The 20,651-nt window shown below is 72.3% G+C and carries 16 protein-coding genes; 9 read left to right on the forward strand and 7 right to left on the reverse strand.

Translation table 11 applies throughout. The features are described from left to right. Positions 1–39 precede the first annotated feature (39 nt). The gene (locus WME85_RS40690; protein WP_437829125.1) at positions 40–2,982 is read right to left on the reverse strand and encodes a glycosyltransferase; all 2,943 of its coding nucleotides are present in this window, start codon (positions 2,980–2,982) and stop codon (positions 40–42) included. Positions 2,983–3,002: 20 nt separating this feature from the next. Further along, positions 3,003–4,442 (reverse strand): formylglycine-generating enzyme family protein, encoded by a 1,440-nt coding sequence (locus WME85_RS40695; RefSeq protein ID WP_437829126.1) that lies wholly within the window; start codon positions 4,440–4,442, stop codon positions 3,003–3,005. A 615-nt stretch (positions 4,443–5,057) separates the two neighbouring features. On the opposite strand from WME85_RS40695, the gene WME85_RS40700 reads away from it, so the two are divergent. The 3 genes from WME85_RS40700 to WME85_RS40710 all read left to right on the forward strand — a co-directional run bounded on the left by WME85_RS40700 (position 5,058) and on the right by WME85_RS40710 (position 8,416). Then, on the forward strand, positions 5,058–5,312 hold the full coding sequence (locus WME85_RS40700) for a hypothetical protein (RefSeq protein ID WP_437829128.1): 255 nt from the start codon (positions 5,058–5,060) through the stop codon (positions 5,310–5,312). A gap of 185 nt (positions 5,313–5,497) precedes the next feature. Continuing rightward, entirely contained in the window at positions 5,498–6,781 is a 1,284-nt protein-coding gene (locus WME85_RS40705; RefSeq protein WP_437829130.1) for a hypothetical protein, read from the forward strand. Positions 6,782–7,312: 531 nt separating this feature from the next. Further along, on the forward strand, positions 7,313–8,416 hold the full coding sequence (locus WME85_RS40710) for a sugar ABC transporter substrate-binding protein (RefSeq protein WP_437829132.1): 1,104 nt from the start codon (positions 7,313–7,315) through the stop codon (positions 8,414–8,416). A gap of 112 nt (positions 8,417–8,528) precedes the next feature. Here WME85_RS40710 and WME85_RS40715 read toward each other — a convergent pair whose 3' ends face one another. Together WME85_RS40715 and WME85_RS40720 are read right to left on the reverse strand one after the other, a co-directional pair. Next, positions 8,529–9,389 (reverse strand): glycoside hydrolase family 75 protein, encoded by an 861-nt coding sequence (locus WME85_RS40715; protein ID WP_437829135.1) that lies wholly within the window; start codon positions 9,387–9,389, stop codon positions 8,529–8,531. Continuing rightward, positions 9,389–10,207, reverse strand: a complete 819-nt coding sequence (locus WME85_RS40720; protein ID WP_437829138.1) for a tetratricopeptide repeat protein — start codon at positions 10,205–10,207, stop codon at positions 9,389–9,391. Before WME85_RS40720 ends, WME85_RS40715 begins: the two co-directional genes overlap by 1 nt. A gap of 451 nt (positions 10,208–10,658) precedes the next feature. Between WME85_RS40720 and WME85_RS40725 the strand changes: the two genes are divergently transcribed. The 3 genes from WME85_RS40725 to WME85_RS40735 all read left to right on the forward strand — a co-directional run bounded on the left by WME85_RS40725 (position 10,659) and on the right by WME85_RS40735 (position 15,222). After that, the gene (locus tag WME85_RS40725) at positions 10,659–11,996 is read left to right on the forward strand and encodes an STAS domain-containing protein (RefSeq protein ID WP_437829140.1); all 1,338 of its coding nucleotides are present in this window, start codon (positions 10,659–10,661) and stop codon (positions 11,994–11,996) included. A 286-nt stretch (positions 11,997–12,282) separates the two neighbouring features. Then, positions 12,283–13,761, forward strand: coding sequence for a lamin tail domain-containing protein (locus tag WME85_RS40730; protein ID WP_437829143.1), 1,479 nt, complete (start codon positions 12,283–12,285; stop codon positions 13,759–13,761). A gap of 81 nt (positions 13,762–13,842) precedes the next feature. Further along, the gene (locus tag WME85_RS40735; RefSeq protein ID WP_437829145.1) at positions 13,843–15,222 is read left to right on the forward strand and encodes a cytochrome P450; all 1,380 of its coding nucleotides are present in this window, start codon (positions 13,843–13,845) and stop codon (positions 15,220–15,222) included. Between the two features lie 44 nt (positions 15,223–15,266). On the opposite strand, the gene WME85_RS40740 is transcribed toward WME85_RS40735, so the two are convergent. Both WME85_RS40740 and WME85_RS40745 read right to left on the reverse strand, forming a co-directional pair. Then, positions 15,267–15,752 (reverse strand): STAS domain-containing protein, encoded by a 486-nt coding sequence (locus WME85_RS40740; RefSeq protein WP_437829147.1) that lies wholly within the window; start codon positions 15,750–15,752, stop codon positions 15,267–15,269. Positions 15,753–16,538: 786 nt separating this feature from the next. Beyond that, positions 16,539–16,751: a hypothetical protein gene (locus WME85_RS40745; protein WP_437842499.1), complete on the reverse strand. Its 213-nt coding sequence runs from the start codon at positions 16,749–16,751 to the stop codon at positions 16,539–16,541. A gap of 528 nt (positions 16,752–17,279) precedes the next feature. Here WME85_RS40745 and WME85_RS40750 point away from each other — a divergent pair. From WME85_RS40750 to WME85_RS40760, 3 genes are all read left to right on the forward strand, one after another. Next, positions 17,280–17,678, forward strand: a complete 399-nt coding sequence (locus tag WME85_RS40750) for a hypothetical protein (RefSeq protein WP_436623505.1) — start codon at positions 17,280–17,282, stop codon at positions 17,676–17,678. A 119-nt stretch (positions 17,679–17,797) separates the two neighbouring features. Beyond that, positions 17,798–19,153, forward strand: a complete 1,356-nt coding sequence (locus tag WME85_RS40755; protein WP_437829150.1) for a DDE-type integrase/transposase/recombinase — start codon at positions 17,798–17,800, stop codon at positions 19,151–19,153. Next, a complete protein-coding gene (locus WME85_RS40760) occupies positions 19,150–19,965 on the forward strand; it encodes an ExeA family protein (protein WP_437829152.1) in 816 nt (271 codons plus the stop codon). Before WME85_RS40755 ends, WME85_RS40760 begins: the two co-directional genes overlap by 4 nt. Before the next feature lie 70 nt (positions 19,966–20,035). Here WME85_RS40760 and WME85_RS40765 read toward each other — a convergent pair whose 3' ends face one another. Continuing rightward, a complete protein-coding gene (locus WME85_RS40765) occupies positions 20,036–20,431 on the reverse strand; it encodes a hypothetical protein (RefSeq protein ID WP_437829154.1) in 396 nt (131 codons plus the stop codon). Positions 20,432–20,651: the final 220 nt, after the last annotated feature.

Raw genomic sequence — 20,651 nt, forward strand, 5'->3', positions numbered from 1 at the left:
AACTTCGGCGCGGGGCTCCCGTCAGCGCGAGGCCTCTCCTCACCTCCCCCGTACGTCCCGCCTGCCCAGGCACACGTCCACGTAATCGCGGACCATCCTCTCCAGCGAGAACCGCTCCCGCGCGCGCTCCCACCCCGCCGCGCCCATGCGCGCCCGCAGCGCCGGATCCGCGGCCAGCTCCACGAGCGCCCCCGCGAGCGCCGCCGCGTCGGCCGGCGGCACCAGCCGGCCCGTCACGCCGTCGTCCACCTGCTCGGACATGCCGCCGACGGCGGTGGCCACCACCGGCAGCCCCTCGGCCATCGCCTCCAGCGACGCGTTCGGGCACCCGGCAGGCTCGGCGATGAGCGCGAACACATCGAGATCGCTCAGGAAAGCGCGCGTGTCGGCGAGCTCGCCGACCCACTCGACCGAGAGGCCCGCCGCCATCCGCCGCAGCTCCTCGGCGTGCGCCTCCGCGCCACGCTCGACGCCGCCCGCGACGCGCAGCACGTGCGGCGGCAGGCGCGGCGCCGCGAGGCGCAGCGCAGCGAGCAGCTCGTCGAGCTTCTTGTGCGGATGGATCCGCGCCGCCGTCCCGATCGCGAGCCGCGCGCGCTCGTCGCTCGTCGCTCGTCGCTCGAAGCGCGCCGCGCCGCGCCGCGCCGCGGGCGGGCGCGGGCCGAGCGCCACGCCGTTCGGCACCACGCGCGCCGGCGCCCCGAGCACCTCCGCGGCGAGCGCCGCCTCGGCCTCGTACTTGACGATCACCCCGGCCAGGCGCGCGCCGTAATCGCGCGGCGCGCGGTACGGAAGCCCGCGGCGCGGCGACGCGAAATACCGGCGCAGCGAGGCGAAGTACATCTCGCCCGGGCTGACGTCGAAGAGCGGCACGTCGAGCAGCCCGTCGGCCAGGAGCACCTTGTGCTCGGCGATCACGTTCCACATCAGCACGGCCTCGGGCGGGTCCTCGTCGATCGCGCGCAGCAGGCGCTCCACCGCCTCGGCCGGCTCGATGTCCGCCGGCGGCGGCACCGCCAGCACCGGGATGCCCGCGGCCGCGAGCGCGCGCCGCCCCGGCGTCGGGTACTCCGGCTGCTCCTCGATCACGGCCGCCCGGCCGCGCACGCCCGCCGCCGCGAGGCCGAGCAAGAGGCGGCGCGCGCTCGACTGGGCCCCGCCGGTCGAGAAGTTGTTCGTCACGAGGAGCAGCCCGTCCCCCCGGCCAGGACCGCGGCTCCGCGCGATCGCCCGCGGGTAGAGCCGCGCGTAGCCCTCGGCCATCCGCGCCGCGCTGAAGTGCCGCGCCACGACCTCCCGGCCGCCCAGGGACGCCGGGAGGGCGCGCGCCGCCGCCAAAATCGCGCCCGCGAAGCGCTCCGGCGCGGCGTCGAGCGGCAGGTGGACCAGCGCCGGCGTCTCGGCCGCGAGCTCCGCGGTGCCGCCGGCGCCCGTCGCGACCACCGGCAGGCCGGCGGCGAGCGCCTCGAGGTGCGCGAGGCTCAGCCCCTCGTGGGCGCTCGGCGAGACGAGCACGTCGGCCGCCGCGAGCAGGCCGGCCACGTCGGCGACCGAGCCCGCGAAGCGCACCTCCGCGCGCAGGCCGAGCCGGTCGACCTCGCGCTGGATCTCCGCCTCCGCGGCGAGCGCCGGCTCGCTGCGGGGCGAGGCGCTCCCGGCGATCACGAGCCGCGCCGCCCGCGGATCGCCGGCGGTCGCGAGCGCGGCCCGCGTGGCCGCGAGGATCGCGGGCAGGAGGTGCAGCCGCTTCTGCGGCCGCGGGTTCGCCACGGCGAGCAGGACGAGGTCGTCCGGCGCGAGCTCGAGGCGCCGCCGCCACGCCGCAGCCTCGGCCGCGCGGGGCCGGACGGCGTCCGCGGATCCCGACCGGTGCGCCGCCTCCGCGGGCGCGCGGTCGCGCCCGTTCTGGACAGCGCGTTCCAGAATGGACCGCCCGCGCGCGGCGGGCTCCACCCCTGCCGGCGCGAGCTCGATCCCGTTCCAGACCGTCCGCGCCGGGATGGGCAGCGCGCGTGCAGCGAGCTCCGCCTCGACCGCGCGCGCGCAGGCCACGAGCAGCGCCGCGCTGTCCGCGCCGAGGCGCTCGAGCCCCGCCGGCCAGCCCGCGGCCACGTTGTGCACCGTGACGAGCGCCCGGTACCCGCGCGCGGAGAGGCGCGCGAGGTCGTCGGCGTCGAGCAGGTGCGCGTGCGCGAGATCCGCGCCCCACGCCGCGAGCTCCCGGGCGAGCGCGTCGAAGCGCGCCTCGCGATCGCCCGGCGCTCCGGACAGGTCGAGCGACCCCGGCGGCGCGCCGAACGTCGGGCGCGTCGGCCGGTACACCGCGACCACGCGCGAGCGCACGCCGCGGCGCGGCAGCCCGGTCGCGAGGTCGATCGCGATCCGCTCGGCGCCGCCCTGCTGCAGGCTCGTCACGACCTGCGCGACCCGCAGCGCCGCGTCGTCGCACACGTCGAGCGGCGCGTGCCGCACCACGCGCGCGCGCCGCGCCCCGAGCTCGCCCTGGAGCGCGGCGTCGAGCGGATCGCCCGCGCGCAGGCGCGCCGCGACGCCCGCCGCGAGCGGCGCGTCGAGGTACACGCTCGCCGCGCGAGGCAACCCCGGGCCCCGGCGCGCGCGCGCGGCGCGGCCCAGATCGCCGCCGGTCGCCCGCAGCAGCTCGGCCCATGCGACGGCGTCGGGCTCGGCGCGCGCGGAGGGGTCGGGCGGCGCCATGACGGCGCCGAGCGCGCAGAGCGGCAGCCCGGTGTCGCTCGGCGGCGGGAACGGGTCCGGATCGAGCGCCGCGGACGGGGAAGGCCACGCGCCGCCGCGCACGAGCCACACCGGCCCGGCCGCCAGCGCCTCCGCCGCGGCCGCGAGCGGCGCCGCCGTGACGTCGACCGGCGCGAGCCCGGCGAGCCGGAGCGCGCGCAGCGTGCGGCCGGCGCGGGCGCGGTGCGCGGGCGCTTCGGCGAAGACGGCGCAGATCGGGCGGCGCATGCGGGGCCGGGCGGCGCGCCTCAGTAAGCCGAGGGATAGCCGCGGAACGGCGCGACGACGGCCATGTCCGGCGAGCTCGAGATGCGGTCCCGCGAGCGGTAGGAGCCGGCGACCCCGCGCGGCGCGCCGGCGGACCACGCGGCGGCGCCGAGCTGCTCCACCTCCAGGGCCGACGGGGCGCCGCCTGTGTAGACGAACTGCCCGCGCGGGTTCGGCTCGATCGGCACCGACGCGCGCCGCAGCGCCCCCTTCACGAGGCAGCGGTAGTGGAGGGTCGACCCGCGCAGGTGCGGCGGGGCGTTCAGCCAGAAGCCGTCGCCCTGCGGCCGGAAGGTCATGCCCGGAGGCGCCCCGGGAATGCGCCTGCGGGCCGCGCCGTGCACGAGCAGGCCGACGAGGCCGACGAGGGCGCTCGCCAGGACGAGGCCGCCGCCGACGAACGCCACGATCGTCGCGGTCGACCACGAGCTCGACGGCGACGTGCGCCTGGTCCCCGCAAGGAGCGGCGCCGCGGGCGTCGATGGCGCGGAGGGCGCCGCGGCGGCCGGGGCGCTCGCCTCCAGCGCGGCGACGACGCGGAAGCCGTTGTCCGCGTTGCGGCTGCCAGGGTCGTTCCGGTAACGCGCCGCGGCGCGCAGGTGCTTCGGCTCCTTGAGCCACGACCCGCCGCGCAGCACGCGCCGGGGCTTGTCGCCGGCCGGAGCGGTCGTCTGCTCGGGGTCGACCGCCGGGCCGGGCGCGTAGGGACCATACCAGTCGCGGCACCACTCGTAGGCATTGCCGCTCATGTCGTACAGGCCGAGGGCGTTCGGCTGCCGCTGCCCGACAGGCTTCGTCCCGCTCCCCGCGTTGCCCTTGAACCACCCGATGGCGGCGGCGGACTGGTCGTCGTTCCCCGCATAGAACCGCGTCTGCGTGCCCGCGCGGTAGGCGAGCTCCCATTGCGCCTCGGTCGGCAGGTCGAAGACGCGGCCGGTCTTCCGCGTCAGCCAGCGGGCGAACTCGACCGCGTCCTTGAAGGTCACGAGCGTCACCGGGTGCATGTCGGTCTGCGGGAAGCCGGGAGTCCTCCAGGTGAACTCCTTGCGCTGCGAGAGGCCCTGGCCGTCGAAGCCGAACCCGCCAGAGGCGCCGACCTCGGCCTCGGTGCGGTAGCCGGTGTCCGCCGTGAAACGCGTGAACTGCCCGACCGTGACCGGAAACTTCCCGAGGTAGAAGTCGCGGCGGATGGTCACGTCCCGGAGCGCCTCGTCGTCACCGCGGCCAGCCTCCGTGGGCGGCGAGCCCTGGCGAAAGCGCCCCGCCTTCACCAGCACGAGGTCGAGCTGCGCCCCCCCGAGGTCGATCGCGAGGGCGGGGGCCGGGTCCGCCGCCTGCGCGGCGGCCGGGGCGAGGAGCGCGACGGCGGTCGCGAGCGCGAGCACAGGCGAGAGGTGACGGGCGTCGGAGCGGAGCTGCACCGACCCAGGCTACCAGAGCGCGCGGCCAGCGAGAACTTGCGGCCTCCCGCTGGCCAGGAGCCGGAGGGGCCGAGTCACCTCGCTCGCGCGAGCTCGCCGGCTCAGGGGTGGCGGCGGCGAGGGGGCGGCGCCGGGATGTTCCGCCAGCCGACTGGCCCGCTCGCGCCGCGCGCCGCGACGTCACGTTAGTCAAAGCATCTTTGCAGTTCTTAATTCATCGCACCCCCGGCCGAGCCAGGCTCGAAGCACGGCGCGGCGACGCCGACTCGAAACGATGATGCGAGTCGAGCTCAGGGCTCGACAGCCGGTTCTCCGCGTGTCATCAACACGACCCTCGCCGGGCGCCGCACGGCACGACGACGCTCGTTTCCCTGAGAGGTCAGCGTGGCCATTCCGAGGAATGCCGGGCGCGGCTCGGCGATCCGCTCTCCGGGAACCCCGGCGCGAGGCCGTGGTCAGAGACCTGACCGAGCGCTGAGCGCAGCGTGTGTTGAGGTTGACGAGCAGCCAGGGAGAGGGAGGAGGCACTCATGCGACAGCACCCGTTTCACGGACGCGATCGGCCGCCTGTCGATGGCCGGGCAGCTTTCTCGTGACAGAGCAGGGAAGCTCGACGTGGCGCTGAGCGTAGGGATCGACGTCGTGAGCGACACCATCGAGGAGCGCCGCCGGACGTCGCTGGACAACGACGTCGTACCCCTCCTCGTCCAGGCCGAGGAGCAGGGCGACCGGCTGAGCAAGGACGAGCTCGTCGCGCTATCGCCGCGGTGCTCGCGGGAGGGACGGACAACTGTCCACCTCATCTGCTTCGCGATGTACAAGCTCGCGGGGCTGCGATCTTCGCTTCGCACCTCTCGATGCGGAAGGTGACGTCATTGCCCGTTCGCCTGCGCGCCTCTAGGAGATGCGGGCGGACGCGGGCACGCCGGCGCGGACAAGCCGGCGTTAGCCAGTTTCCCCGGGCAGGCGCGGCGCCGCCGCGAGACACCCCGGGATCCAATGCGCGCGCCCTCTGGCGCGCGCGAGATGCGACCAACACACAGCAGGGATCAACCATGCGCACAATCACCTCAGTCATCGCTCTCCTCGGCGCCGCCGCGCTCGTCGGCTGCTCCTCGGACACTGGCACCGAGACGCCCGGGGACGAGACGCCCGGGAACGAGATGCTGGAGCCTCCGGCCGAGGGTACCGGCGTGCAGTATCGAATGACCGCCACGATCGACCCGGGGGCGGAGGTCGAGCGCTGTCAGCTCTTCGTCGCGCCGCCGGAGGGGCTCAACGTCAACCGGGAGGTGGTCCGCTTCTCGACCGGCAGCCACCACGTGCTCCTGTACACGACGCCCTACACCGAGATCCCGACCACGACGCGCGACGGCGAGCCCATCGACGGGGCCCAGGTCCACGATTGCAGCCTGGGCCCCCAGGCCTACTGGGAGGTGAAGGGCGTGGTCGCCGGCTCCCAGTCCCCCGACAGCAGCCAGACCCCCAACGGCAACTCCTTCCTGGGCGACCTGCCGGACGGGGTGGCGCTCAAGGTCCCTGCGGGCACGGTGCTCCTCATGAACACCCACTACCTGAACTCCTCGAGCAAGCCCCTCGAGACAGACGCCCGCATCAACCTCTACACGATCGCGGACGACGAGGTGAAGACCGAGGCCGGCATGCTCTTCCACTACAACCCGTTCATCAGCGTACCGGCGCGCGGGACGTCCTCGTCGCAGATGCGCTGCACCACCGATACCGACATCTCGGTCGTGAGGATCCAGTCGCACATGCACCGCCGCGCCGTCGGCTATGTCGCCCGCAAGATCGACGCCGACGGCAAGGCGACGGAGCTCTATGCCCACGACCGGTGGGAGGGGGTCCCGTCGCAGGAGTTCACGCCGTTCCTCGAGGTCAAGGCGGGAGAGTCCCTGGAGTACCGCTGCGATTTCAAGAACACCGAGGACCGCAACATCGCGCAGGGCCTGACCACGAAGGACGAGATGTGCATGCTCATCGGGCCGTATTTCCCGCGGTCCGAGACCTACGAGAACTGCGAGAACGAGGGGGGCTTCTTCGCCCCGACGTGGACCGGCGCCGGGACGTCCACGTGCGCGGAGGCGGTCTCGTGCATGAGCAACACGCCTAGCGGGGACGATGCCGCGTTCTACGGCTGCGTGGTGAACAGCTGCCCGAGCGTCGGGCCCCAGATCTCGGAGGTGATCAACTGCCAGATCACCGGGGCTTACGGCGCGTGCAACGAGGACTGCGAGCAGGACGCCGAGGCGTGCAGCACGTGCATCGTCACCGCGTGCGGCGCGGCGATGGAGGCCTGCGAGGTCGCCACGTGCGACTGACCTGAGCGGGAGGGGCGCCGAGGGCGGCGCCCCACCGGGCTCCTCGCCGCCGGCAGCATCAGTAGCGCAAGCGCGCGCGACCCCTCGGCACAGGCGACGCGCGACGCGCGACGCGCGACGCGCGACGCGCGACGCGCGACGCGCGACGCGCGACGCGCGACGCACCTGAGCCAAGCTGGTAGATCCAGCGCCAGCCCTCTCGGCTCGATTCGTCCCCTCTTGACAGACTGAAGCTGCTCGTGGTCCGCTCATCTTGGACCACATATGCGCTGTATCGAGACCGGGCTGCTCGCCGGCTCAGCGTCCCTGCTCTCGGCGTCCTGCTCGACGACAGCGGCCGTCCCCCCGAGGGGCGCAGTCGCCCTCGGGAGCGTCCCACGTCCTCGGGCGGCGAGCCCGCCATCGGCCGCGACCTCGATCAGGCCATGTCGCTCGCCGTCGACGACCCGATCTTCGTTCAGAGGGTACCGCGCACGACCGGACCAACCACGGACAAGGAGGGGTGTCATGACGAGGAGTGGACGGTGGGGGATGATGGCGCTCGGGCTCACGGTGCTCACGGCGGCATGCGGGAGCGAGACCCCCGACGCGCGCGGGCGCACCACACCCATCCGGCGGCCCCCTACCCTCGAGAACGAGTTCACCCCGGTGGAGCTCGAGGCGACGGTCGACGTCCTGATCGCCGAGATCAACGAGAGCTCGTTCGAGCCGATGCAGATGGCGATCGTGCTGAAGAGCGCTGTCGGCTTCTGGACATCGGTCATGACGGCGGCGAACCGCGCCATGGGTGAGCTCGAGGTCACGGGGACCGTGATCGGGCCGCTCGTACCGCAGGACGATGTCGAGGTGGCGAAGCAGCTCCTGAATGAGCAGATCGAGCAGACGGTGGCGTACGGCGCGCAGGGGCTCGGCATCGCGCCCTTAAACGACGACCAGGCAGCCGCCATCGACGAGGCGATCGCGAAGGGGGTCCACGTGGTGACGCTCGACACCGACGTGGCGACCTCGAAGCGCGCGATCCACGTGGGCACCCTCGACAGGTCTGCCGGGGCGACGGCAGGGGACACCCTGCTCGCGATGCTGCCCCCGGCCCCGGGTACGGTGATCATCCACGGCAACGCCGACGAAGCCTGGAGCAGCGGGATCGATCGAACGCAGGGCGCCCAGGAGGTGTTCGAGGCGGCCGGCTACGAGGTCCTGGTGCGGCAATCCTCCTGGAACCCCGACGGCGAGGCCGAGGACGTCGAGTGGATGACAGCCGAGCTCGAGACCGCGGACCCGCCCGTCGTGGGCATGCTCGGCCTGTTCAACATCTCATATCGGTGCGCGATGGCCGCAGAGGCCGCGGGCAAGACGGATATCCCCATCGTCGCCTTCGACTTCGACCCAAAGACCGTCGACTACCTACGAAAGGGGCGCATCAAGGCCACGCACATCCAGCGGCAGTACTACCAGGGTTATCTCGTCCCCTACATCCTTTACGGCATCAAGAGCATCGGCCTCGACGCGACCAAGGAGATCCTCGCCCCGCAGATGGTCGACGGGAGCCGCGTCAACACCGGCCTCGACGTGGTCCCTGGGGACAGGCTCGACGCCTACAACGATTTTCTCTACTCGATCGACGCGAACCAGTAGCGGCGTCGCGGCTCTGCCTCGCCGCTCGGCCTCGCCGCCCGTCGCTCGGCCTCGCCGCCCGTCGCTCGGCCTCGCCGCCCGTCGCTCGGCCTCGCCGCCCGCGCCGACCGCGTCAGGGCTCCGCGAGGAGCTCGGCCGCGAGCCGGGTCCCGAGCTCCACGGCCCTGGCGTGATCCTCGACGGGATCCACGACCGCCCCCGGCCCGCTGAAGGCGATGTACGTCACGCCGCTCTCCACCCCGACGCCGGGCTGCTCGATGCCCAGGCCCTGCGCCATCGCGTACGAGCCCATCCCGATGGCGTCGCACTCCCCTGTGTCGCCGAGGATGCCATAAGCGACGGTGTCGCCGCGGATGACCGCCACGACGGCCCCGAGCTGGAGACCGGCGTCCGCGTGGCTCCATGTCACGACCGGGCACTCGGCCGGCCAGCCGTTCGGGGCGACCACGAACGGGAGGGAGACCGAGTCGAGCGCGTTCCCGTGGGAGTCCGTAAGGGCCGTATGGGGGATGTCCGAGGGACACTCGGCGGACGCGTGGGAGAGACCGTCACAGTCGATCGCCATCCCTGCTTGCCAGAAGTATGCCCCGCTCAGCGCACAGACAGGGATGCTGGGCTCCTGGCCATGGAACGAGTTCCGGAAGAGCCCCGACGAGACCTGATCGCACGACGCCGTGAGCGCGAGCAGGTCGGCGGCCGTCGGCGGGATGGGCACCTGGCCCCCGCCAGCGCCGCCCACGCCGGCGCCGCCCACGCCGGCGCCGCCAGCGCCGCCAGCGCCAGCGCCGCCCACGCCAGCGCCGCCCACGCCAGCGCCGCCCACGCCGGCGCCGCCGGCGCCAGGGCCGCTGCCGCCGTCCCCGAACTCGAGGTCGCCGACCCCGGAGAGGCCCGTGCAGGCGGAGAGGCCGGAGAGCGCCAGCGCCGCGAGCCCTCCCGCGAGGCAGGCCCTCGGCCCGCCCGGCGCTCGCATCAGAACGCCCCCTGGAGCGCGATCCCCCCCAGGCCGACCCCGGCGCTCCAGACCACGCCGCGCCGCGCTTGCGGCGCCGCGCCCGCGGCGTCGGGAGCGCCGCCGCCGGGCGCGCCGTCGCCGCTGGACCGCACCACGAGCAGCACCACGCCCGCCGCGGCCGAGGCGGCGCCGACGATGAACCCCACGGTGGACACGTGGCCCAGCGTTGTCGCGGTGTCGGCGTCACCCTGCAGCGCGGCCGGGCAGCGCCGGCCGTCGCACTGCGACTTGATGTCGGACACCTTGGAGAGCGACGCGATGCCCGTGGCGGCGCCGACGCCGAGGCCCACCGCCCCGAGCCCGAACGCGAGGCCGGCGGGCAGCAGCGAGCCGCCGCCCCCGCCCTGCGGGGCGGGCGGCGCGGCCGGCGCCGCGGGCGGCGGCTTCAGCGCCGCGCGCACGCCGGCGAGCTCGGTCTCCGCGTCCCGGCGCGCCTCGAGGAACGCCGGCGGCGGGTCCTCCGGGAGCGCCTCGTCGAGCACCTGCTCGTACAGGGCGCGCGCGGCCTCCAGGTTCCCGAGCTTGCGCTGGCACCGCGCCATGTAGAGCACGAGCGTCGGCGCGTGATAGAGCCGGTCCGCCTCCTGGAACGCGTCGAACGCCTCCTGCCACCGGTCCGCGCCGTAGAGCTTGAGCCCCTCGTGCGCCCTGGTCCGGGCGAGCTGCTGCGCGTCGGCCGAGGCGCCGGCCGGCGGCTCCGCCGCGAGCGCGGGCCCCGCGGCCAGCAACGTCACCACGAACGCGCACCGGCGAAGACAGTTCGAGAGCATCATCATCCTTTTCATCAGAGACCGAAGATCGCGTTGTCCTTGTGGCCCGCTGCATGGCCCTGCGCCCGCACACGCGCGCTCGCCGCCACGGCGGTGCGGCGGTGCGGCGGTGCGGCGTTCGATAGACTAGGGGCGATCGCGCGCGATCGTCCAGCGGCGACGCGAGCGGCGCGGGCCGCGAGCGGTCCGGCTCCCGGGTGTGACGGGCGCGCTCCGCCGGCGAGGTCCCCGGCGCGAAGGCGGCGCGACGGCCGCGTGACAGCGGCAGCGCAGCGGCGGTCCGGCCGCACGCACGTCGCCGCGCGCGGCGGACGCACGAAGCGCGCATCACGCACGCCGCGCGCGGGCTTCCGCCAAGATCGTCTCACGGAAACGGATCGGATACATTGAACGTGCTACTCGATCTTTCATGTCCGGTGTCATCAAACGCTCGGATGAACCAGCGACGAGAGCTCGGTTGAGGCTCGACAATGTGCTGACGGATGAGCGGGCGCTGGTGGAGCTGCTCCGGGTCGTCACCGTCGACGTGCACGAGGCGGCGAGCGTCGAAGAGGCGCTGCATCGCACCATCGCGCACATCTGCGACCACCTGAGCTGGCCCGTTGGACACGCGTACGTGCCGGCCGCGGACGACCCTTCTCTGCTGCTCCCCACGGCGCTCTGGTACATCAACGATGAGGTGAAGTTCGCGACCTTCAAGGCGGTCACGGAGTCGATGCAGTTCACCTCGGGGGTCGGCCTGCCAGGGAGGGTGCTCGCCAGCAAGCAGCCGGCGTGGGTGCGGAACGTCACGGAGGACGCGAACTTCCCGCGCGCCAGGCTCGCGAAGAACCTGGGCGTCAAGGCGGGGTTCGCGTTCCCCGTGGTGGTGGGCGCCGACGTGGTGGCGGTGCTGGAGTTCTTCTCCGACGCCGAGCACGGCGACGACGGGACGTTCACCCGGACCATCGGCCGCATCGCGCGGCAGCTCGGCCGCCTGTTCGAGCGCAAGCACGCGCAGGAGATGCTGAGCCGCGAGCGGGACTTCGTGGCGGGCGTGATGGACCTCGTCGACGGCCTCATCGTGGTGCTCGACGCGCGCGGGCGCATCGTCCGCATGAACCGCGCCGCCGAGCGGGCGCTGGGCGACGCGCTCGGGCTCCTCGAGCCCCGGTATCTCTGGGATCTCACGCCCGATCCGGAGGCGTCAGCGCAGCTCAGGGGCCTGTTCGAGGAGCTCGGCGCGAGCGCGCCGAGGAAGCAAGTGGAGGTCCCGTGGGCGGCGCGGGACGGCGCGCGCCGGGTGACCGCCTGGTCCGGCGCGGTCCTGCGCGGCAAGGACGAGGGGGCCCGGTTCGTGATCATGACCGGCATCGACATGACGGAGCGGAGGCGCGCCGAGGAGGAGCGCGCGCGGCTCCAGGAGGAGGTGATCCAGGCCCAGGACGCGGCGCTGGCGCGGCTGTCCATGCCGCTCATCCCGCTCGGCGACGGCGTGGTGGTCCTGCCGCTCGTCGGCCCGCTGGAGGCGCAGCGCGCGCGGCGCATCGTCGAGGTGCTGTCGCGCGGCATCGCCGAGCGCCGCACGCGGATCGCGATCGTCGACCTGACCGGCGTGGACGAGCTCGATCCGCGGTCGGTGGAGGCGCTGCTCGAGGCGGTGCGGGTCGCGGGCCTGCTCGGCGCGCGGGTGGTCCTCACGGGGATCCGCCCCGAGGTCGCCGGCCGCCTCGCCGCCGGCGGGGCCGACGTCGGCCGGCTCTCGGTGAAGGGCTCGCTGCAGAGCGGGATCGCGTTCGCCATGGCGAGCCGCTGAGCCGCGCGGCAGGGCGGCGCGCCCCGCGGCGTGGCGGAGCGCCCGTCGAGGACGGGACCTCGGAGAGCGACCGCCACGGAAACCATGTCCCCTCGAGCCCTGGGCGCGTGCCATCCGTTCGACACCGAGACCGCATCATCGCTGCATCGGACAGGGACGATCATGACTCGGCTGTGCCCCTGTTCCGTGCTGTAATATCCGAAGATCCCGAAAGGTCCGGTGCAACGATATGCGATTGACGTCTTCCCTCTTGAAGCGGTGCGCATGGGTCCGTCTGCCGTTGGTCGTGTCAGCGCTCGCCATGGCCGCGTGCGCGGCCGAGCTGCCGCTGGACGAGGAGGTAGGCCCGGAGGCGGACGTCCTCGGGGAGCGCAGCGACGCGCTCTCGACGCGCGTCCGGCTCATGGCCGCGAACCTCACGAGCGGCACGAACCAGAGCTACGATCCCGGGCACGGCAGGCGCATCATGCAGGGGGTCAAGCCGGATATCGTGATGCTGCAAGAGTTCAACTACGGCAGCAACAGCACGTCCGACATCCGCGCCTTCGTGGACCTCGCGTTCGGCACCAGCTTCAGCTACTACCGCGAGGCCGGGGCGCAGATCCCGAACGGGATCGTGAGCCGGTGGCCGATCGTCGCGTCCGGCGAGTGGGACGACACGTCGGTGAGCAACCGGGACTTCGCCTGGGCGCGGATCGACATCCCCGGTCCGGTCGACCTCTGGGCCGTCAGCGTCCACCTCCTGACCTCGAGCGCGGGCGCGCGCAACACGGAGGCGACGCAGCTCGCCTCGTTCATCAATTCGGTCGTGCCCGCGGGCCATTACCTGGTCATCGGCGGCGACTTCAACACGACAGGCAGGGATGAGTCGTGCATCACGACCTTGAGGAACACGGGTGTCATCGTCGCATCCAGCCCCTACCCTGCCGACGCGAGCGGGGACGGGGACACCAACGCCGGCAGGACCAAGCCCTATGACTGGGTGCTCGCCGACGGCGATCTGGACCCCTTCGAGACCGCCGTCACGATCGGCGGGAGCAGCTTCCCGAACGGCCTCGTGGTGGACACGCGCGTGTACTCCCCGATCGCCGACATCAGCCCGGCGCTCTCGTCGGACAGCGGCGCCTCGAACATGCAGCACATGGGCGTCGTGCGCGACTTCCTGATTCCCGACGGCGGCAGCGGCGGCAGCGGCGGCAGCGGCGGCAGCGGCGGCAGCGGCGGCAGCGGCGGCAGCGGCGGCAGCGGCGGCAGCGGCGGCAGCGGCGGTAGCGGCGGCAGCGGCGGGGGCACCGGCACGGCCACCGTGATCATCAACGAGGTCCTCGCGAACGAGCCTGGCAGCAACCCGGACGGCGAGTTCGTCGAGATCGTCAACATCGGCACCGGAACCGCCGCGATCGGCGGGTGGAAGCTCGCCGACAGCTCGGCGACGCGGCACACCTTCCCCGCCGGCGCGTCGCTCGCGCCGAGGACGGCCGTGGTGGTGTACGGCAGCGCCGGGGCCGTGCCCGGCGGCGTGAGCGGCGCCGTCGGCGCGTCCACGGGCGCGCTGGGCCTCGGCAACAGCGGCGACACGATCACGCTGCAGACCGCCTCGGGGACGACCGTGGATACCGTGACCTACGGGAGCGGGCTCGCGAGCACGGACGGTGTGTCGATGAACCGCAGCCCCGATCTGTCCGCGGTGGCGCCGTTCGTGCTCCACAGCACCCTCGGCGGGAGCTCGTCCCCGGGCAAGCGCGTGGACGGAACGGCTTTCTAGGCTGGGCGGCGTGATGCGCGCCTCACATCCCGGCGCCCGGGCCGCGCCGGCGCGATGGTACAAGGCGAGCTCGCACGCGCCATGAGCACCACCCTCCCCGCCTCCTTCACCGACCTCCCGCTCCTGCGGGGCCGCAATCCCCTCGCCCGCCGCGTCCAGACGCGGCACGGCATCCCCGTCCTCCCCGGCGGCTTCCCGGTCGTGGGCCACATGCCGGCGATCGCCGTCGACGCGCTCGGCCTGCTCCGCGAGGGCCAGCGCCGCTTCGGCTCCCTCTTCTTCTCGCACCAGGGCTTCGAGGAGTGGCACCTCGTCTACGCCGCGAACGAGGCCTTCTCGCTCTTCAAGAGCAAGGCGGTCGACTCCTCGTATCTGACCGAGGGCGGGCTCGGCAACCTCTTCGGTCAGACGCTGATGGCCCACGACGGCGCCTCGCACCGCCACCTCCGCACCGCGATGAACGGGCCCTTCTCGCCGAAGGGCCTCGACGCCGCGGAGGTCGGCGCGATCGTCGCGACCAGCGTCGAGCGCAAGGTCCGCTCCTGGCTCGGCCGGCGCGACGTCCGGGTGCTGCGCGAGACCCGCGAGCTGGCCCTGGAGGTGATGTTCAAGATCACCGGCGTCGAGGACGACGAGCTCCCCGAGTGGCGCCGCCACTACGAGGAGCTGATGCTCCTGGTCCTCAACCTGCCGTTCGACGTGCCGGGCTCGCCGCGACGCCGCGGCCTCCGCGCCGGCGAATGGCTCGACGCGCGCATCCGCCGCATCCTCGCCGGCGTGCGCGCCCGCGGCGAGGCGAAGGGCCTCCTGCCCGCCCTGCTCCAGGCCCGCGACGAGGAAGGCGAGCCCCTCTCGGAGCAGGATCTGGTGGGCAACCTCCGCCTGCTCCTCCTCGCCGGCCACGAGACCTCGGCCTCGACGATGGCCTGGTGCGTCGCCCACCTCGCCGAGAGCCCCGCGATCTGGCGCGCGCTCCGCGAAGAGGCGTCGAGCGCGCCGGACCTCCCGCGCTCGCCCGCGGATCTCCGCCGCTTCCCCTTCGCCGAGGCCGTGTTCCGCGAGGCGCTCCGCCTCCACCCGCCGGTGCACCAGGATGCCCGCCGCGCCGTCGCCGATTTCGAGATCGAAGGCCGCGCGGTCCCCGGAGGGACCATCATGGCGATCCCGCTGGTCCTGCTCTCGCGCGATCCCGAGCTCTACCCGGACCCGGACAGCTACCGCCCCGAGCGCTGGCTCGGCCGCAAGGAGGCGATCTCGCCGCTCGAGATCGCCCAGTTCGGCGGCGGCGCGCACTTCTGCCTCGGCTATCACCTCGCCTGGATGGAGATCGTCCAGTTCCTCGTCGCGCTCGGGCGGCTGCTCCCGGCCTCGGGCCCCAGGCTCCAGGACGGGTTCCCGGCCTCGCGCTACCTCCCGGTGCTCCGCCCCGCGGCGGGCACGCGCGTCCGCTTCGACGGCTGAACCGCCGGCCCCGGGCCTCCCCCGTCGCCGCCGGAGCGGTCGGCTCAGGCGCGCTGCGCGTGCGGTGAGCGGCGGTAGACGATCTGGCCGCCTGTCTTCGACAGCGCGTAGGCGAACCCGAGCTCGAGGTTGGAGCGGGTGACGACGCTCCCGAGATCCACGCCCTGCTCCACCATCAGCCGCGCCGCCGCCGGCGTGATGCCGACGAGCACGACCTCGGCGCCGAGCAGCCGCGCCGCCCGCGCCGCCCTCACGAGGTGCTCCGCCGAGGCGGCGTCGACCGCCGCCATGCCCGTGACGTCCACCAGCACCACCCGGGCGTGGCGCTCGGTGATGTCCTGGAGCATCGACTCGATGAAACGACCGGCCCGCTGGGCGTCCATCGTCCCGATGATCGGCATCACCAGGATGCTCGGCGCGATGGGCACGTGGACGGGACGGTGTTCTAGGCTGGCCGGTGTGATGCGCGGGGAAAGTGGATTGAACCGCACAGAACGCCGGGGACGCCAGGAGGGAGCTTTTATTGACATTTCCTAGCTGTGGCGAATCATTCATCCGGGGCCATGTGCCGGGCCGCAGCCAGCTAGTACAGCGTTCCCACTGATCTTCCCGGGACCGAGGAGCGCTTAATCCAAAGATCAATAATTTCCATTGATTCCAGCGGAGGCTCGACTGCGCGAGGTTTGGGCGTGGCCCAACGCGGCCCCAACCAGCCGCATTCGGCAGCTTCAAGGTGAGCCTCAATGCGGTCAGCAACGTCGCCCACGGCCGGCGCCTGGCCGGGCTGCGCGGGTGTCGCTCGTGCTTGCGGTGCTGCGGCACGGGATCGCCTCCCCTGCCGAGCCTACATCGTCCCTCAGCTCAGGGATCGCCCATACAGCGGGGCGAAGTCGCCCAGGCCGAACTCCGCGACTTTGCGCGCGGCGCGCTTGCAGTTGCGGATCTGGGCGCTCGATTTGTATCCGGCCCGAGCCGAGATCCCGGTCTCCGTGCGGCCGTTCGCACGCGTGTCGTAAAGGCGGATCTTCAGCCTCGAATCCGTGGTGTCGAACAGCTCAGGCCAGGCAACTTCTGCGCGTCAAAGGTGTTCACTGAAGCGCTCCGCCGCGTTGCTTCCCGGCACGAGGTGCTCCCTCAGTTCTACAAAGACGTGCTGCTTGCTCGCAGACATTTCGCGCCAAGCTTGCAGCGCGCGCACGACATTCGGCGAGAGCGCCCACGTGCGGGGATCATCCGTCTTGTTCTCGCCGAAAACAACTGCGCCGCGCTCAAGATGTACATTCGAACATTCCAGCTGCCCGACCGGGCACGATGTTCTACGCGGCCGCGCGGGCGCGCCGTAAGTCGTCCTTACGGGGCGGCCCGTCCAGCAGGGCCTGATCGTTGGTGTAGGAATGCGTCGTCTTCATCGGCCCGCGCTCGAGACCGAAGGCCCAGGACCACCTTGGCCAGGTATTGCCGACCAGTCTCGTTGATGCTCCAGCCCCTCGAGTCGAGCATGCTGCGTGATGGTGAGGAGTTCTGCGCAGCGAAGATGGCCATCATGGAGGGGGCTCGCTCCGGGTAGGCACCGAGGGAGGATGACGTCCACGGAGCCACGGCTCCGCATTCCGGTCAGCTATCCGGGATTCCCATCAAAGAAGCGACCAGCGCGCAAGTGCGCCGCTTTCCGGCCAACGCCCGGGAATTACCACCCATCGTTGCTCCCACGCCCACCTCACGACGGGGTAGGTCCACCCGAGGAGCGGAGCAGCGGCGCGGTGCCGGCCACAAAATAGGCGACGAGGAGACCTGATCTTGGCGGACAGCCTCCTCGTCGTGCTCCGATTCTCTTGCCCAGGAATCGAAGCGGTCGCAGTGTTATCCAGAGCGCCATCGACATCAAGCGTTGGCAGCAGCAACCCCCCACAGTCGTCGAAGCGCGCCCCGCTCGCTGCCCCGCCTGCGGCGCCGCAAGTTGTCCGCTCGGGGGCGCGATCCGGCTCCAAGGCCACGGCAGGCGCGAGCGACAGGTCTGGGGCCCTGCCAGCCCGGACCAGCCCCCCGAGGTGATCTCGGTGGCCGCCCGCCGCTACCGCTGCCTCGGTTGCAGCGCCGTGCTCCTCGTCGTTCCTCGCGGTGTGCTCGGCCGGCGCGTGTACAGCGCCGCCGCGATCGGCTTCGCCCTCGCGCTCTGGGGCCTCGCGCTCGCGACGGCGACCGAGGTCCGGCGGCGCGTGGGCCCGGCAAAGATCCTCGGCGAGAGCGCCGTCACCGGCTGGGCCACGCTGCGCCGGTGGGCACGCGAGGTCGCGCAGCGACGTCTGTTTGCTCAAGCCCCCGACCCAGGGCCGTCCGCGTCGCTCCGAAAGAGCGCGGCGACCGCCGCGGCCTCGCTCGCGGCGAGCGCGGACCCAACGACCCGGGCGCTGCCGATCGAGCACCGCGCCTTCTTCGGCGCCGCGCACGCGGCGTGAGGGGCTCTGCCCTTTCGGAGTCGGAATCGTACAGCCCACCGGAGAGGATCGCTGCCGAAAACGCCGCCGATCCCGGACAAGGACCGCGCGCCAGCAAGGCGCAGAAAGGACCTGTTCCAATGTCCCTCGGCCCCGCCGACCACGCCGAGTCCGTGGCGATCTTTCGCGCCACGGTCATCGGCCCTCTGATGCACCGCGTGCTCACCCACGGCCAGCTCGCCGCCGAGCTGCGCACGCGCAGCGAGCAGCGGTTTCGACCGCCGGGCGCGCACAGCACGCGCACCTACTCGGTGCCCACGCTCCAGCGCTGGCTGTACGCCTATCGCTCCGCTGGCCTCGATGGCCTGCGTCCGCAGCCACGCAGCGATCGAGGCTTCGCGCAGGAGCTCTCGGAGGAGCTGCGCGCGCTGCTGCTCGATATCCGGCGCGAGCATCCCGATGCCTCGGTGCCGCTCATCCTCAAGACGCTCGTCGATGAGGGGCGCCTCGAAGCGGGCAAGGTCTCCGAGCCCACCGTACGGCGCCTGTACGCGGCGCACGGCCTTCGCCGCCGCGCCGCGCGCGCCGAGGGCGAGCCGAAGACGCGGCTGCGCTGGCAAGCCGAGCGCCCCGGCGCGCTCTGGCACGGTGACGTCTGTCACGTGACCGGTTGCACCGTCGGCGGCAAAGCGATGCCGATCCGCATCCACGGGCTGCTCGACGACGCCTCTCGCTACGTCGTCGCGCTCGAGGCGCACACCACCGAGAAGGAGGTCGACATGCTCGGCATGACCGTCGACGCCCTGCGCCGTCACGGCAAGCCCGACGCGCTCTATCTCGACAACGGCTCGACCTACCGCGGCGACATCCTCAAGACCGCGTGCGCGCGGCTCGGCATCACGCTCCTGCACGCAAAGCCCTACGACCCCGAGGCGCGCGGCAAGATGGAGCGCTTCTGGCGCACGCTGCGCGAAGGGTGCCTTAACTACCTCGGTGCCGTGGCCTCGCTCGTCGACATCAACACGACGCTCCGCGCCTTCCTCGACCGGCGCTACCACCCGGCGCCGCATGCGGGCCTGCTCGGCAAGAGCCCGGCGCAGGTCTACGCAGTCCGTCCCGCCGGAGACAGCGCGGTCGACGAGAAGGCGTTACGCAGCGCGCTTACCGAGCGTACCCGGCGCCGCGTCTCGGGCGATAACATCGTCTCTGTCGACGGCATCGCCTGGCAGCTCGATCAGGGCTACCTCGCTGGCCAGGTCGTCTCTGTGGCCCGGTGCTTCATTGCGTCCGACGAGCCGCCGTGGGTCGAGCACGAGGGCAAGCGCCTTGTGCTGCATCCGGTCGACCCGCAGCGCAACGCGCGGCGCAAGCGGCCGCCGTGCGGTGGCCCTGCGGCGGACAGGCCGACGCTCCCGGTGGACTTCAACCCCGCGCGGACGCTCGGCCGCCGGGCGGAGGGTGGCGAGGACACGAGCGAGGCTGGAGGTGGAGCGTGAGCGAGTCGTACGTCCGCTTCTTTACCCTGTCCGCCGCGCCCTTTTCTAAGGAGATCCAGGATGGCGAGCTGTGGCTGCCGCCCTCGAAGGAGCAGCTCGTCGAGGAGGTGTGCGAGGCCGTGCACGAGCACGCCCAAGTGCTGCTGGTCGGCGAGCCTGGCGCCGGTAAGACGTGTGTGCTGCGGGCCGTGCGGCATCGGTTGCCCCAGGCAGGCTTCCGGCTGACCTACTGCCACAACGCCACGCTGGGCCGTCGCGACTTTTATCGTCAGCTCTGCCAGGCGCTCGGCCTCAATCCTGCTGCGACCGCGGCGGCTGTCTTCTATGCCGTCAGCGCGCATGTCGAGACCCTCGGCCGCGAGCGCATCCATCCCGTCTTCCTGCTCGACGAAGCGCACCTGCTCCACCAGGACACGCTCGATCATCTCCACATTTTGCTAAATTATGAATGGGACAGTCGTGCCCTGCTGTCGCTGATTCTGGTAGGGCTCCCGGACCTCCAAGACCGGCTCGAGCTGCGCAAAAATCGCTCGCTGTACTCGCGCATCGAACGGCGTCTGTCAATTGGCGCCATGGTCCCCAATGACACCGGCGAGTACGTGCGTCTGCGGATGAGCCGCGCCGGCGCCGACCGCGAGGTCTTCACCGCCGACGCACTCACCCTGCTGCACGAGGCGGCCGGCTCGAGCCTGCGCGAGATCGACCGCATGGCCACCGCCGCGCTGCGCGAGGCAGCGCGGCGCAAGAAGAAGCTCGTCGAGCGCGAGGTGATGGCCCACCTCGTCGGCGACCTGGGGACGGACGGCAGCTGACGCTGACCGCGATGACGGGTGCGTCCTCGGCGCCGGCATAGGAGCCCCTCGCCGGCGCCGACGTCGACGGTCAAGCGATGATGGCCATCACGAGCCTGCCACCGGCGCACGCCTCAGGGATGGCCATCGCCCTCCTGGACCCCAACCGAGCACGCCCGCGATGGCCATCGCCCTCTTGGATCCCAACCGAGCATGCCCCGCGATGGCCATCAAGGGGTGTGCTCGGCGAGCCATCAGCCAGCCTGAGCGTCAACACCAGGGGCGAGGCAGTTGATGGTGCAGAGCCGCACGATAGGATGGTGTGCGCCGGGCCGTCGTAGTCCTCGGTATTGACGCCGAGCACGATCGTCGCGTCGTGGCGCTTGGCGGGGGAGCCGACGCTCACCTTGCGCGTGGAGGCCGCAAGGTGCGCGGCCGCCTTATCGTGATAATTGAACAGACCGGTGCACTCGAGCACGATACCCACGCCGAGCTCGCGCTACTGGAGCTTGGCAGCGGACAGCTGTGGAGCATGCGCTTGCCCACATCGGCGCGCGGAAAGGACACAGCACACGTTACATTGGCGCCGGGGGAAACCTGTTCGACCCCTGACGCACCGCAGCAATTCAGAATCTTGAGGCGGCCCAGTGGCTGTTCCTGGAGGCTGCACAAACTATTGAAATCATAAGATTTTCAACATGTTCGGC

This window comes from Sorangium sp. So ce1153, assembly GCF_051521595.1.
Lineage (GTDB): Bacteria > Myxococcota_A > Polyangia > Polyangiales > Polyangiaceae > Sorangium.